Annotated in this window: 11 protein-coding genes; 2 read left to right on the top strand and 9 right to left on the bottom strand. The window is 62.5% G+C overall.

Annotated elements, in window-relative coordinates; translation table 11 throughout:
* Positions 1–82: 82 nt before the first annotated feature.
* From PSUB009319_RS03690 to ugpB, 6 genes are all read right to left on the bottom strand, one after another.
* Positions 83–2,947: a 2-oxoglutarate dehydrogenase E1 component gene (locus tag PSUB009319_RS03690; RefSeq protein ID WP_124380903.1), complete on the bottom strand. Its 2,865-nt coding sequence runs from the start codon at positions 2,945–2,947 to the stop codon at positions 83–85.
* Between the two features lie 291 nt (positions 2,948–3,238).
* On the bottom strand, positions 3,239–3,991 hold the full coding sequence (gene ugpQ, locus PSUB009319_RS03685) for a glycerophosphodiester phosphodiesterase (RefSeq protein WP_124380902.1): 753 nt from the start codon (positions 3,989–3,991) through the stop codon (positions 3,239–3,241).
* Positions 3,988–5,097, bottom strand: a complete 1,110-nt coding sequence (locus PSUB009319_RS03680; protein WP_124380901.1) for a sn-glycerol-3-phosphate import ATP-binding protein UgpC — start codon at positions 5,095–5,097, stop codon at positions 3,988–3,990. Before PSUB009319_RS03680 ends, ugpQ begins: the two co-directional genes overlap by 4 nt.
* A gap of 18 nt (positions 5,098–5,115) precedes the next feature.
* The gene (gene ugpE, locus PSUB009319_RS03675; RefSeq protein ID WP_124380900.1) at positions 5,116–5,964 is read right to left on the bottom strand and encodes a sn-glycerol-3-phosphate ABC transporter permease UgpE; all 849 of its coding nucleotides are present in this window, start codon (positions 5,962–5,964) and stop codon (positions 5,116–5,118) included.
* A gap of 18 nt (positions 5,965–5,982) precedes the next feature.
* A complete protein-coding gene (gene ugpA / locus PSUB009319_RS03670; RefSeq protein ID WP_124380899.1) occupies positions 5,983–6,864 on the bottom strand; it encodes a sn-glycerol-3-phosphate ABC transporter permease UgpA in 882 nt (293 codons plus the stop codon).
* Between the two features lie 76 nt (positions 6,865–6,940).
* Positions 6,941–8,263, bottom strand: a complete 1,323-nt coding sequence (gene ugpB / locus PSUB009319_RS03665; protein WP_124380898.1) for a sn-glycerol-3-phosphate ABC transporter substrate-binding protein UgpB — start codon at positions 8,261–8,263, stop codon at positions 6,941–6,943.
* A 200-nt stretch (positions 8,264–8,463) separates the two neighbouring features.
* Here ugpB and PSUB009319_RS03660 point away from each other — a divergent pair, with 200 nt between their 5' ends.
* Both PSUB009319_RS03660 and PSUB009319_RS03655 read left to right on the top strand, forming a co-directional pair.
* Positions 8,464–9,357 carry an HAD-IIB family hydrolase gene (locus PSUB009319_RS03660; RefSeq protein WP_124380897.1) on the top strand — a complete coding sequence of 298 codons (894 nt, stop codon included), beginning with the start codon at positions 8,464–8,466 and terminating at the stop codon, positions 9,355–9,357.
* A gap of 211 nt (positions 9,358–9,568) precedes the next feature.
* Positions 9,569–9,898 (top strand): hypothetical protein, encoded by a 330-nt coding sequence (locus PSUB009319_RS03655; protein ID WP_124380896.1) that lies wholly within the window; start codon positions 9,569–9,571, stop codon positions 9,896–9,898.
* 115 nt (positions 9,899–10,013) lie between these two features.
* Here PSUB009319_RS03655 and ntrC read toward each other — a convergent pair whose 3' ends face one another.
* The 3 genes from ntrC to PSUB009319_RS03640 form a co-directional block, all read right to left on the bottom strand.
* Complete coding sequence (gene ntrC / locus PSUB009319_RS03650; RefSeq protein ID WP_124380895.1) at positions 10,014–11,522, bottom strand: nitrogen regulation protein NR(I); 1,509 nt, start codon at positions 11,520–11,522, stop codon at positions 10,014–10,016.
* 62 nt (positions 11,523–11,584) lie between these two features.
* Positions 11,585–12,784 carry a nitrogen regulation protein NR(II) gene (gene glnL, locus PSUB009319_RS03645; protein ID WP_124380894.1) on the bottom strand — a complete coding sequence of 400 codons (1,200 nt, stop codon included), beginning with the start codon at positions 12,782–12,784 and terminating at the stop codon, positions 11,585–11,587.
* A gap of 7 nt (positions 12,785–12,791) precedes the next feature.
* On the bottom strand, positions 12,792–13,313 hold the full coding sequence (locus tag PSUB009319_RS03640) for a DUF4124 domain-containing protein (RefSeq protein ID WP_124380893.1): 522 nt from the start codon (positions 13,311–13,313) through the stop codon (positions 12,792–12,794).
* Between the last annotated feature and the right edge of the window lie 95 nt (positions 13,314–13,408).

Raw genomic sequence — 13,408 nt, 5'->3', positions numbered from 1 at the left:
CTTCAATTCGATTACGGTGGAATTCGGGAGCGAAGATGCGCCAAGGCGACAGCCGAAGCCGCCGCCTTGGTGCAGATACCGCTTACTTGTTCAGCACGAAGCCCTTGAGCTTGCCGAACGCGGCATCGATCAGCGCCTTCTGCTGCTCGTTGTGCTTCGCGTAGTAGCCCACAGCCGGCGATGCCGATGCCGGACGGCCTGCATAGCCCAGCTTCTGACCCTCGGTCATGTTTTCCAGAATGTAGTGCTGCACGAAGAACCAGGCGCCCTGGTTCTGCGGTTCGTCCTGGCACCACACCACTTCGGCGAGGTTCGGGTACTTCTTCAGCTCGGCCGCGAACGCCTTGTGCGGGAACGGATAGAGCTGTTCCACACGGATGATGGCGGTGTCGGTCAGGCCACGTTCCTTACGGGCGTTGACCAGGTCGTAGTAGACCTTGCCCGAGCACGCCACGACGCGCTTGACCTTGGCGGCGTTCAGATCCTCGGCCGTATCGGCGATCACCGTTTCGAAATGACCCTTGGCCAGATCCGACAGCGGCGACACAGCGTCCTTGCTGCGCAGCAGCGACTTCGGCGTCAGGATGATCAGCGGCTTGCGGAACATGCGGATCATCTGGCGACGCAGCAGGTGGAAGATCTGCGCCGGCGTGGTCGGCTGCACCACTTGCATGTTGTGGTCTGCGCAGAGCTGCAGGTAACGCTCCAGGCGCGCCGAGCTGTGCTCCGGACCCTGGCCTTCGTAACCGTGCGGCAGCATCAGCGTCAGGCCCGAGGCGCGGCCCCACTTCACTTCACCCGACGAGATGAACTGGTCGATCACGACCTGTGCGCCGTTGGCGAAGTCGCCAAACTGGGCTTCCCAGATCACCAGCGTGTTCGGCTCAGCCGACGAGTAGCCGTATTCGAAGCCCATCACGGCCTCTTCCGACAGCACCGAGTCAATCACGGTGAACGGCGCCTGGCTTTCCGACACGTTCTGCAGCGGGATGTAGCTGCCGGCGTCCCAGCGCTCGCGGTTCTGGTCGTGCAGCACAGCGTGGCGGTGCGTGAACGTACCGCGGCCAGCATCCTGACCGGTGATACGCACCGGGTAGCCCGATGCCACGAGCGAGGCGAACGCAAGGTGCTCCCCCATGCCCCAGTCCAGCGACAGCTCGCCCTTGCCCATCTTGGCGCGGTTGTTGACGACGTTCTCAACCAGCGGGTGCAGCTTGAAGTGATCAGGAATGGCGGTAATGCGCTCGGCCAGACGCTTGAGTTCGGCCATCGGCACAGCGGTGTCGGCAGAATCCGTCCACTTGCGGTTCAGGAACGGCAGCCAATCTACGGCGAACTTGTTCTTGAAGTTCGAGAGCACCGGGTCAACCGTGTGCTTACCGGCATCCATGGCGGCGCGGAATTCCTGCACCAGGCTGTCCGGCTCTTCGGTCTTCAGCGTGTTTTGCGTGACGAGCTTGTCTGCGTACAACTTGCGCGTACCGGGGTGCGTGCCGATCTTCTTGTACATCAGCGGCTGCGTCATCGCCGGCGTGTCTTGCTCGTTGTGGCCGAGCTTGCGGAAGCAGATGATGTCGACTGCGATGTCCTTCTGGAATTCCGTGCGGAAGTCCACGGCCAGTTGCATAGCCAGCACGACAGCTTCCGGATCGTCGCCGTTCACGTGCAGGACCGGCGCTTCGATCATCTTGACCACGTCAGTACAGTACAGCGTCGAGCGCGTGTCGCGCGGGTCCGACGTCGTAAAGCCGATCTGGTTGTTGATGACGATGTGGATCGTGCCGCCCGTGCCGTAGCCGCGCGTTTGCGCGAGGTTCAGCGTTTCCATCACGACGCCCTGGCCCGCGAAGGCCGCGTCACCGTGCACCTGCACAGCCAGCACTTGCGCGCCGTGCTTGTCGTCACGGCGTTCCTGGCGTGCCTTGACTGAGCCTTCCACAACCGGGTTGACGATTTCCAGGTGCGACGGGTTGAACGCCAGCGACAGGTGAACGGGGCCGCCCGGGGTGGTCACGTCGCTCGAGAAGCCCTTGTGGTACTTCACGTCGCCGGCCGGCAGGTCGTCCACATGCTTGCCTTCGAATTCGGCAAACAGATCGGCGGGCATCTTGCCCAGCGTATTGACCAGCACGTTCAGACGGCCGCGGTGCGCCATGCCGATCACGATTTCCTGCACGCCCTTGGCGCCGGAATGCTGGATCAGCTCGTCCATGGCCGCAATGAAGCTTTCGCCGCCTTCCAGCGAGAAGCGCTTCTGACCGACGTACTTGGTATGCAGGAAGCGCTCGAGGCCTTCAGCGGCCGTCAGGCGTTCCAGGATGTGCTTTTTCTTTTCAGCCGAGAACGTCGGCTTGGAGCGGATGGTTTCCAGACGCTCCTGCCACCAGCGCTTCTGCGCCTGGTCGCTGATGTACATGAATTCGGCGCCGATCGAGCCGCAGTACGTTTCGCGCAGGTTGTTGACCAGCTCGCGCAGGCTCATCGATTCCTTGCCGAAATACGTGTTGCTGGCGTTGAAAACGATGTCCTGGTCGGCTTCGGTGAAACCGTAGAAAGCCGGGTCCAGATCCGGAACCGGGGGGCGCTCCTGACGCTTGAGCGGGTCAAGATCGGCCCAACGCAGGCCCACATTGCGGTACGCGGCAATCAGTTGCGTGGCCGACACACGCTTGCGGCCCATGTCGGAATCGGCAGACGCGACGATCGTCCTGATCGGGCCGGACTTGGCGCGCTCAGCAAACGAGGTAACGATGGGGGCGTGGGGGATATCCCGGGCGTTGGAACCGTCGACGGCGGGGACGTTCTGCAGCGCATCGAAGTACGCGCGCAATGCCTCGCTGACGGACGTGGGATCTTGAAGGTACGCTTCGTACTGATCTTCAACGTAGGCGGCGTTACCGCCGGACAGGTACGAAGTGTCCAGGTACTGCTTATACAGCTCAGTCATGGGGCGCTCACTTTTCTCCGGGTCTGCCGGAGTTCAGCGGGTTCATCAACCTTCCGCGACACGGCTTGACCGGTTAGCGGATCGCAAACTAAATCGCCTGAAATCACCTGGTCGGACCGGATCGCGCATGGCAAAAGGGAGGCACCGAGACAGCTTTTACAGACAAGTTGTGCGGGAAGGACCTAAGTCTTCACGGGCGAGAAGCATAGCACGTTTATAAGCAATATTCTGATTCTTTGACGTGACAAACGACCCGCGTTGTGCCACGTCAAAGCAGTGCTTTCATCACATTCAGGCGGGCGAAATGCGGTCCACCCAATCGGTGATCAGGCCGTCCAGCCCTGCGCTCCAGAGCAACTGGGCGCGATCCAGGTCGTTGACGGTATAGCAGCAGACGCGGAAGCCCGCTGCGTGTGCCTCGTCAATGATCTCGGGCGTCAGTTCGCGGTGGTTGGCGTCGAGCGCAGCGCAATCCAATGCGCGCAGACGGTCAAGCCAATCGGCGGGCAGTTTGTCGAGCAGCAACGCGCGCGGTAGCTCAGGAGCGGCTTCGCGTGCGGCGGCCAGTGCTTCTTCCGAAAAGGACGACAGCAGCGGTGGCACGTCAGCGTTTGCCCACAGCATGCGCGCGTCGAGCGCGACGGCCGCTCCAGTGCGCCGCTCTGCACCCGGCACCGGTTTGATCTCGATATTGGCGAGGAAGCTATTGGCACGCAGGTAGCGAGCGATGGCTGCCAGCGTGGGCACCGGCTCACCGGCGTAGTCGGGGCTGTGCCAGCTGCCGGCATCCAGTTGCGCGATCTGGCCAAGCGTGAGCGCATCGAGGCGGCCAGCGCCATTCGTTGTGCGATCGAGCGTGGCGTCATGCAGCAGCACAGCCGCGCCGTCGCCCGAGAGCTTCACGTCGAACTCGAACATGCGATAGCCGAACGACGCACCATGGCGGACTGCCGCTAACGTGTTCTCCGGCGCCAGCTTGCCAGCGCCGCGGTGCGCAATGGCGCGCGGATACGGCCAGGCCGGCAAGGCGCGGGCGTCGGTCATGCCAGGGCCTCGATGCGGCGCGTGCTCTCTGGATCGAACCAGTGCAGGTGTTCGGCCGAGGCCGTAATGGGCAGCTTGTCGCCAGCCTTGACGCTGGCGTGCGGCTCCAGGCGCACCACAACAGGATGACCCGCCAGCGCACCGTATGCGAAGGCATCTGCGCCAAGGGCTTCGACCACACGTACGTCGATAAAGGCGATGGCCTGGTCGGCCGAGCACGGCTCGATGTGTTCCGGGCGCAAACCCATCAGCGCGCGCTCCGGCAGGTGAAGCCCCATCGGCAGATGACCGAGCGTGGCAGCCTCATTGCCCACATTCGCGCCCTCCTTCGCACCATCCACGCGGATTTGCGAGCCCCCGCCGGCATTACGCGACACGGGCACGAGGTTCATCGGCGGCGAGCCGATAAAGCTGGCGACAAAGGTGCTGGCCGGGCGCGAGTACACCTCCAGCGGTGTGCCGATCTGCTCGACCCGGCCGCCATTGAGCACCATCATGCGGTCGGCCAGCGTCATGGCTTCGACCTGATCGTGCGTTACGTACAGGCTGGTTGTACGCAGACGGCGATGCAGATCCTTCAGTTCCAAGCGCATCTGCACCCGCAGCTTGGCATCCAGGTTGGAGAGCGGCTCGTCGAACAGGAACACGGCCGGCTCACGCACGATCGCACGGCCCATGGCCACACGCTGGCGCTGACCGCCCGAGAGCTGGCGGGGCTTGCGATCAAGCAGTTTGCCGAGCTCCAGAATGCCCGCCGCCTGCTCCACACGCGCTTGAATATCGCTCTTGGGCAAGCCGCGAATCTTCAAACCGTAGGCCATGTTGTCGAACACGCTCATGTGCGGATACAGCGCGTAGTTCTGGAACACCATCGCAATATCGCGCTCGGCCGGTTCCAGTTCGTTGACAACACGATCGCCAATCCACACTTCACCGCCAGTGATGGGCTCCAGACCCGCCACCATGCGCAGCAGCGTAGATTTGCCGCAGCCCGACGGGCCGACGATGACGATGAACTCCCCGTCGCCAATTTCCATGTCGATGCCATGCACGACCTGGAGGTTGGCGTAATGCTTTTGGACGTTGCGTAGAGACAGTTTTGCCATCTTGAGTCTTCGATTCTTTTATTTCTCGGTTTCCACCAGGCCCTTCACGAACCACCGCTGCATGCCGATCACGATCGCAGCGGGCGGCAGCATGGCCAGCATGACAGTGGCCATCAGCAGGTTCCAGTCGGTGGCGGAATCGCCGGAGCGGGAGATCATTTGCGTCACGCCCAGCACGATCGGGGTCATGTTCTTTTCGGTGGTGATCAGCAGTGGCCAGAGGTACTGGTTCCAGCCGTAGATGAACTGGATCACGAACAGCGCCGCGATGCTGGTGCGCGAGAGCGGCAGCACCACGTCCCAGAAGAACTTGAGCGGGCCAGCGCCATCGATGCGTGCGGCCTCTGCCAGTTCATCGGGAATGGTCAGGAAGAACTGCCGGAACAGGAACGTGGCGGTGGCCGACGCGATGATCGGGATCGTCAGACCGAAGTAGCTGTTCAGCATGCCTAGATCCGACACCACCTTGTAGGTGGGCAGGATCCGCACCTCCACCGGCAGCATCAGGGTGACAAAGATCAGCCAGAAGAACGTCTTGCGCAGCGGAAAGCGGAAATAGACGATCGCAAACGCCGAGATGATGGAGATCGCGATCTTCCCGAGCGAGATGCCCAGCGCCATGATCAGGCTGTTCATCAGCATGGTGCCCACCGGCGTGGCCGAATTGCCCATGCCATGCGTAAGCACTTCGCGGTAATTCTCGATCAGGTGCGGGCCGGGGATCAGCGTCATCGGAGCTTGCAGCACCTGCTCGGTCGTCAGCGACGACGCGACAAAAACCACATACACCGGAAACGCCACGACGATCACACCGAGGATCAGCACGACGTGGGTGAGGAAGTCCAGGAATGGACGGCGTTCAATCATGGTTCTTGTGCCCTCCTTTTAGTATTGGACTTTGCGTTCAACGTAGCGGAACTGCACGATCGTCAGCACAATCACCAGCCCCATGAGGATCACCGACTGCGCTGCGGAGCCGCCGATATCGAGCCCGCGCACACCGTCCTGGTACACCTTGAACACCAGCGTCTCGGTCGCCTTGAACGGCCCGCCCTGCGTGACCGAATCGATAATGGCGAAGGTGTCAAAAAACGCGTACACAACGTTCACTACCATCAGGAAGAACGTGGTGGGCGAGAGCAGCGGAAACACGATCGACCAGAAACGCTTCCACGGCCCGGCACCGTCGATGGCCGCCGCTTCAATCAGCGATTTGGGAATGCTCTGCAGCCCCGCGAGGAAGAACAGGAAGTTGTAGCTGATCTGCTTCCACGCCGCGATGATGACCACCAGCGTCAGCGCTTGCCCACCATTGAGTACGAAGTTCCAGTCAACGCCCATCTTGCGGATCACGAACGACACGATGCCCAGCGACGGGTTGAACAGGAAGCTCCACAGCACGCCTGCCACAGCCGGCGCAATGGCATACGGCCAGATCAGCAGGGTCTTGTAGAACGTGGCGCCACGCAACGCGCGATCAGCAAAGTACGCCAGCGCCAACGAAGAACCCAAGCCGACGAGCGCGACGCCGATGGCGAACACGGCCGTGGTCTGGAACGACCCGAGGTAGGTCGGATCGTTGAAGAGATCACGAAAGTTCTCCAGCCCCACAAATTCGAGGTTGATGCCAAAAGCATCCTGACGCAGCAGCGACTGATACAGCGCCTGTCCTGCGGGCCAGAAGAAGAACACCAGAGTGACGACGATCTGCGGGGCGACCAGCACATAGGGCAGCCAGCGCGATCGGAAAACGACGCGTTTTTCCATACGACATTCCAAAAACGCACCGCCGGCCGGTGCAAGCGCACGAGGCCGGCGGTTGACGACAAGCGCGTTGTTGCGCTTATTCCTTAACGGTCTTCTCGAAGCGAACGAGCAGTTCGTTGCCGCGTGACACAGCCGTGTCCAGCGCTTCCTTCGGCGTCTTTTTGCCGGCCCAGACAGCTTCCAGTTCTTCGTCAATCACCTGACGGATCTGCGGGAAATTGCCCAGACGGATCCCGCGCGACTTGTCGGTCGTCTTCACGATCATCTGCTTGACGGCCACGTCGGCGCCCGGGTTCTTGTCGTAGTAGCCCGACTTCTTCGTCAGCTCATACGCTTCCATCGTGACAGGCAGGTAGCCGGTCGACTGGTGCCAATCGGACTGGATATCCGGGCGCGACAGGAACGTGAAGAACTTCGCCACCCCCTTGTACTCCTCAGCCTTGTGGCCGCCCATCACCCACAGCGAAGCACCGCCGATGATGGTGTTCTGCGGCGCACCCGGCACACCGGCTTCGTACGGCAGCGGTGCGGGGCTGAAGGCGAACTTCGTGCCAACGCCCTTGCGGATGTTCGCCAGGGCTGCCGACGAACCTGTATGCATGGCGCACTCACCCGCGATGAACTTCGCCTTCGGCTCATCCTTGCGGCCGGCGTAGGTGAAGTAGCCCTTCTTCTCCATGTCGAGCAGGTTCTCGATGTGCTTGATCTGCACCGGACCGTTGAAGTTCAGGCGAGCCTTTGCACCACCAAAGCCGTTGTTCTCGGTGGCGAACGACACGTTGTGCCACGCCGAGAAGCTCTCCAGATGCACCCACGACTGCCAATCGGTCGTGTAGCCGCACGGCACGCCAGCCGCCTTCAGCTTGGCCGAGTCGACGGCCACTTCCTGCCACGTTGCGGGCGGCTTGTTCGGATCAAGGCCAGCCTTCTTGAAGGCGTCCTTGTTGTAATACATGATCGTCGTCGAGCTGTTGAACGGGAACGACAGCATCTCGCCCTTGTTCGACGTGTAGTAACCCGCCACCGCCGGCACGTAGGCCTTCGGGTCAAACTTCTCACCCGCGTCTTTCATGATCTTGGCCACCGGCACGATGGCGCCCTTGGCGTTCATCATCGTTGCCGTGCCCACTTCGAACACCTGCAGGATGGCCGGTGCGTTGCCGGCGCGGAATGCTGCGATGCCTGCGGCCAGCGATTCATCGTACTGGCCCTTATAGACCGGCACGATCTTGTAATCGGACTGGCTGGCGTTGAACTTGGTGGCGATCTCGTTCACCTTGTCGTTCAAGGCGCCTTCCATCGAATGCCACCATTGGATTTCCGTCACTGCGTACGCGCTTTGCGCAAACGTACACGCGGCCAACACTGCCGCCGCCCCCGCAATCTTCTTGATCGACATCATTTCTCCTGTTTTTACGACCCCGGCGGGCTCCCTCGCTCCAACCACGGCGCGCCGACTCTAGTTCAACGATCGGGCAGTTTTATGACAGCGGGATGTTACGTGTCTTTTTGTCACAAAGAAATCGGGAAATCCCTCCAAGGTTTGGCTTGCAACGGCCGTTAGAATGGGTTGAAGCCATCCTCTATTGCACTCGCAGCATGCTCGCCCCGCCCGCTACTCCTGCCGCTCCGGACTCGCCTGAAACCACACCCGTCATTGCCGCGCAACGCGCTCCATTGGCGTTGCATCAGCTCTCGGATGATGCACTGCGCAATATCACCGGCGTCTTCACCGACGTGGACGGCACGCTCACCACGCGCGGCAAGCTGCCGGCGCAGACGTACTCGGCGCTGGAGCGGCTGCACCGTGCCAGCATCAAGATCGTGCCGGTAACCGGCCGCTCGATCGCCTGGTGCGAAGTCATCGCGCGGTTGTGGCCCGTCGACGCGGTGATTGGCGAGAATGGCGCGTTTGCCATGCGCGTCGATTCGCGTGGGCATCTGGCCACCGATTTCGTTGACGACGCACAAACACGCGCACGCAATCTGGAGCGCATCCGCGAAGTGGGTGCGGAGATCCGGCGCGCGGTACCGGGTTCAGCGCTGGCAACAGATCAAGCCTGGCACGCAGCCGACCTCGCAGTCGACCATGCCGAACAAGTCCCGCCGCTGCCGCAGCACGCCGTGCAGCACATCGTCGACATCATGCGCACGCATGGCATGCATGCCACTGTCAGCTCAATCCATGTCAATGGCTGGTTCGGCAAGCACGACAAACTGAGCGCCAGCGTATCCCTCGCCCGCCGCGCGTTCGGCATCGACTTGCACGCCGAGCGCGAACGCTGGGTGTTCGTGGGCGATTCGGCCAACGATGCGGCGATGTTCGAGTTCTTCCCACTCTCGGTAGGCGTGGCCAATGTGTTGGACGTGATCGACACGCTGCCCGTACCGCCCGCTTATCTGACCGAGGCTGAGGGCGGTGGCGGTTTTGCCGAAGTGGCTGAGCGCATCCTCGGTGCGCGCTCGCCCGCGCTGCCCGCCCCGCGCGACTGACGCCACCGACGCCACCGACGCCACCGACGCGACTGACGCGGCTGACACCCCTCTCGCACCGCAACAAGCGCTGGAGTTCCGGCGTCGCCTGCTGCACACGGCACGACGCTTGCGCCGAAGTTGGGCGTTGCACCGCTTTGCATCATGTGACGGCCTCATAACGGTGCATGCGGCGCCAACGCCCTTTTCTCGCAACCGACAGGAGCCCTCCATGCAAACAGAGAAACTGCGCCAGCGTTTTGAACATGCGGAAAGCACCATCGCTGAACTGGCCCGGACCTGCGCCTCGCACAAGGACGTGCCCGATTCACTAAAGCAATCGATCCAGCAACTGGACGATCAAGCCCGCCAATGTCACTCGCGCCTGGAAGGCGCTGACGACCAGCAGACCTTCGTCGAAGCCATCGACAAGCTCGAAGCGTGCTCCGACCGCGCAAAGATGGCGTGCCAAAACGCGAGCGGCAAGGTAGACCACTCCGTGGAAACTGCCGTCATGCGGGCCCACGAAGAGCTGTCGCAGCTGAAGCACAAGCTGCACTAAGCGCACCGCGCATTCACGGCGCAAAAAAAAGGGCGGATTCCGCAGTCGGAAATCCGCCCAATCCCAATCGCCAAGCTCGACGATATTCGGTTGGACTGGTCTTGCTGACGGCGTGTCAGTCGAAGCCCAGCTCCTGCAATTTGCGCGTGATGGTGTTGCGACCGATGCCAAGACGCGTTGCCGCTTCAACGCGACGCCCGCGCGTAACCCCGAGCGCAGCCTCCAGAATCGCTTTCTCAAAGCGACGCGTCAGCGCGTCCATCACGTCGGGCTGGCCCGCTTCGAGCATGGCCTTGGCCTCGCCCGCCAGCGCACGCTCCCAACCTGCGGCAATCGATGCGCCCACGGAGGCGCTGGAAAGCAATGTGTCCACCGACGGCGCAACGCCATACGGCTCTCCACCATGCGAAGGCTCACCGATGAAGACCGGCCGTGTGGTGGCATCGCCCATGGCCGGCAACATCTGCGCGTTGCCGCGCACGAGGTCGGCGGGCAAATCCTTGCTTTCGATGGTCTGCGCCGGCGCCATCACGGTGAGCCAATTGCAAAGATTTTCCAGTTGCCGCACGTTACCGGGGAACGGCAGCGTGGCGACATGCGCCAGTGCATCGTCCGACATGCGCTTGGGCTCCACGCCCAGTTCTTTGGCACTTTTCTGCAGGAAATGGCGCGCCAGCAGCGTGATGTCTTCCGGGCGCTCTCGCAGCGCGGGCAGGCGCAGGCGGATCACGTTCAGGCGGTGGAACAAATCCTCGCGGAACAGGCCGTCCTTAACGCGGGTTTCAAGATTCTGGTGCGTGGCCGCAATGACGCGCACGTTGGCCTTGAGCGGGTTGTGCCCACCCACGCGATAGAAGTGCCCGTCTGACAGCACGCGCAACAAACGCGTCTGCAAGTCGAACGGCATGTCGCCGATTTCATCAAGGAACAGCGTGCCGCCCTCGGCCTGCTCGAAGCGGCCGCGGCGCATGGTCTGCGCGCCAGTGAAGGCGCCGCGCTCGTGGCCGAACAGTTCGGATTCCAGCAGGTCTTTCGGGATCGCCGCCGTGTTCAGCGCAATGAACGGGCCGCTCGCGCGCGGGCTGTGTTTGTGCAGCGCGCGCGCCACCAGCTCCTTGCCCGTACCGGATTCCCCGGTGATCAGCACCGTCACGTTCGACTGCGACAGCCGGCCAATCGCGCGGAACACGTCCTGCATGGCCGGCGCCTGGCCGAGGATCTCGGGCGCGTCGCCCAAGCGGTCTTCGATCTCCTCTTCGCGCAGGCTTTCTTCCAGCGCGCGGCGAATCAACTCGACCGCGCGATCCACGTCGAACGGCTTGGCGAGGTATTCGAAGGCCCCGCCCTGGAACGCGGCCACGGCGCTGTCCAGGTCGGAATACGCGGTCATGATGATGACTGGCAGCCCCGGGTGCTTGGCCTTGATGGCCTGCAGCAGATCCAGCCCCGAGCCGCCCGGCATGCGCACGTCGGAGATCAGCACTTGCGGCGTCTCGTCATCCAGCGCATTGAGCGCATCGCGCGCATTGGTGAAGCTGCGCGACAGCAAGCTCTCCCGCGCCAGCGCTTTCTCAAGGACCCAGCGGATGGATTGATCGTCGTCGACTATCCAGATTGGCTTCATGTGTTGGTTCGTCTGCTTGACTTCATATCTCGACACTGCGGCCTGGTCCTTGTGCGCTGCCGTCAGTGCAGTGGCACGAGAATGCGGAAATCCGTCTGACCTGGCCTGCTCTCGCATTCGATCAGGCCATCGTGCTGCTGCACGAACGTCTGCGCGAGTGTCAGGCCCAGCCCACTTCCCCCCTCCCGCCCGGACACCAGCGGAAAGAAGATTCGTTCGCGGATGTCGTCCGGAATACCAGGACCGTTGTCCACCACATGCAAGTCCAATGCCAGCTTGTAAAGGCGTTTTGCAATCGTGACTTTGCGCGCGACGCGTGTTCGCAGAATGATTTCACCGTCGCCCCGCGCAATGCGAGGGCCAAGCGCATGCGCTGCGTTATGAACGATGTTGAGCACCGCCTGGATGAGTTGCTCCTTGTCGCCGCGAAACTCCGGCAGGCTTGCGTCGTAGTCGCGCACGATGCGCAGGCCTTGCGGAAACTCCGCCAGCACTACCGAGCGCACACGCTCCAGCACCTCGTGGATGTTCACGTCGCCAACAATGTGCGGATGCCGGTGCGGCTCCAGCAAGCGGTCGACCAGTGTCTGCAGCCGGTCAGATTCCTTGATGATGACCTGCGTGTACTCGCGCAAAGAGCGCTCGGGCAACTCGAATTCCAGCAACTGCGCTGCGCCGCGAATGCCGCCCAGCGGGTTCTTGATCTCGTGCGCGAGGTTGCGGATCAGTTCCTTGTTGGCAGAAGTCAGATCGAGCAGACGCTCTTCGCGCTCGCTGCGGATCTTCTGCTCGTTGGGCAGCAGCTCCAGCAGCACGGCGCCCGGCGCAAAGTCGATTGCCCCAACCACGGCATGCGCGTGCAGCGGCTCGTGGCCAGGTCGATCGAGCGACACGTCGCGCCGCTTGGCGTCGAACTGGCGGCCGGCAACCGTGGCGATCATCTCGGCAAGCCCGCTCGGATCGGCAAACAGTTCGTGCAGCGACATCTCCACCAACTGGCGGCGGGAGACCGCCAAGGCCGCTTCAGCGGCGGGGTTGGCGTAGAAGATCGTCAGCGCCGGATGGCGGACGAAGAGGATGGGATTGGGCACTGCGTCGAGCCCGGGGAACGACGGCGGTGCGCCATGTGAGAACGGAATTGGCGGCGGCCCGTCGACGGGCTCGCCTGCGGACACCCCCAGCCCGGCGGCGGCTGACGCCGCAGATGGCGTCGGCTGTTCCTGTTCATCGCGGCGTGCCGCTTTGCGGATCAGTCGACGCATCGTTCACCTACTCCTTGAGATTGCCCAGCTCCCGGCGGATCGAATCGACATTGGCCTGGCTGCGCTCGATGTCGCCCTTCAACTGCGCGGTGCGGTCCAGATACTTCTGATAGTTACGCTCATTGCCCTGGCGCTCGGGCTGACCGTTGTTGTATTCGGTCTTCAACGCCTGGAGCTTGCGCTCCTCGTCTGCCAACTCGGCTTCCAGCACCTGGCGGCGTTCGCCGTCACGTGCCTTCTGCGTGGCGTTGTCCACGCGCGGGAAACCGCCGCCCGCATTGTTCTGCGCCGGTGCGGTCGCAGCCCCCGCACTACGCGGGCTGCGCGTGCCCGGCACGGTCACCACATCGGGCAACGTCAGCTTCTTGCAGCCTTTCACGTTGCCGCTGTTGCGGTACTCCGGCACGCCGTTGGGGCCGGTGCACAGATAAACATCATCGGCGTACGCGGGCGCCTGCACGGCCAGAAGCCCAAGCGCCGACAGAGCGGCAAGCAGTCCGGTTGCGAAGCGCGGGGAAGGACGGAACATGAGATGGAACCTGGCGGATACGTCAATCGGGCGCCGGAGTCCGGCGGACGATCATTCTAGCCAGAAAATCCCACTTCATAAAAAGGAAGGGCGAC

Source organism: Ralstonia sp. SET104, from assembly GCF_003851545.1.
Classification (GTDB): Bacteria; Pseudomonadota; Gammaproteobacteria; order Burkholderiales; family Burkholderiaceae; genus Ralstonia.
The sequence above is the reverse complement of the archived record's forward strand: the minus strand, read 5'-3'. Positions and strand labels throughout refer to the sequence as shown.

Bases quoted from the DNA above. Each gene is read 5' to 3' on its own strand.
- PSUB009319_RS03690 (WP_124380903.1), bottom strand. From the start codon at position 2,947: ATGACTGAGCTGTATAAGCAGTACCTGGACACTTCGTACCTGTCCGGC.
- ugpQ (WP_124380902.1), bottom strand. From the start codon at position 3,991: ATGACCGACGCCCGCGCCTTGCCGGCCTGGCCGTATCCGCGCGCCATT.
- PSUB009319_RS03680 (WP_124380901.1), bottom strand. From the start codon at position 5,097: ATGGCAAAACTGTCTCTACGCAACGTCCAAAAGCATTACGCCAACCTC.
- ugpE (WP_124380900.1), bottom strand. From the start codon at position 5,964: ATGATTGAACGCCGTCCATTCCTGGACTTCCTCACCCACGTCGTGCTG.
- ugpA (WP_124380899.1), bottom strand. From the start codon at position 6,864: ATGGAAAAACGCGTCGTTTTCCGATCGCGCTGGCTGCCCTATGTGCTG.
- ugpB (WP_124380898.1), bottom strand. From the start codon at position 8,263: ATGTCGATCAAGAAGATTGCGGGGGCGGCGGCAGTGTTGGCCGCGTGT.
- PSUB009319_RS03660 (WP_124380897.1), top strand. From the start codon at position 8,464: ATGCTCGCCCCGCCCGCTACTCCTGCCGCTCCGGACTCGCCTGAAACC.
- PSUB009319_RS03655 (WP_124380896.1), top strand. From the start codon at position 9,569: ATGCAAACAGAGAAACTGCGCCAGCGTTTTGAACATGCGGAAAGCACC.
- ntrC (WP_124380895.1), bottom strand. From the start codon at position 11,522: ATGAAGCCAATCTGGATAGTCGACGACGATCAATCCATCCGCTGGGTC.
- glnL (WP_124380894.1), bottom strand. From the start codon at position 12,784: ATGCGTCGACTGATCCGCAAAGCGGCACGCCGCGATGAACAGGAACAG.
- PSUB009319_RS03640 (WP_124380893.1), bottom strand. From the start codon at position 13,313: ATGTTCCGTCCTTCCCCGCGCTTCGCAACCGGACTGCTTGCCGCTCTG.